The 398-nt window shown below is 38.4% G+C and carries 1 pseudogene; it reads right to left on the minus strand.

The features are described from left to right. Window positions 1-398, minus strand: a pseudogene (locus tag LI164_RS15720) (lysine--tRNA ligase); the annotation flags it as partial.

Raw genomic sequence — 398 nt, forward strand, 5'->3', positions numbered from 1 at the left:
ATAGCACTGAGGAGCATACCGCAAGAGTCAATGCCCATCATAGCTCTCGGTGGAAGATTTGTGATAGCAATCAGAGTCTTTCCAACCAGTTCTTCCGGCTCATAAAAGCTATGAATACCGCTTAAAATGGTTCTGTCTGTGCCTGTTCCGTCATCAAGAGTAAACTGTAACAGTTTCTTTGACTTCGGTACTGCAACACACTCTTTAACCTTTACTGCACGGAAATCTGACTTGCTGAATGTATCAAAATCAACAAATTCCTCAAATAAAGGCTCTACCTTTACCTTAGAAAAATCAATCTTTTCAGACTCAGTTTTTACATTTTTTTCAGGTGCTTCAGAAGCTGTATTATTTACATCATTTTTCTTATTTACACCATCTAAGGACTTCATTGTCGG

The sequence above is a fragment of the Dorea sp. 210702-DFI.3.125 genome, from assembly GCF_020560945.1.
Taxonomy (GTDB): Bacteria; Bacillota; Clostridia; order Lachnospirales; family Lachnospiraceae; genus Dorea; species Dorea formicigenerans.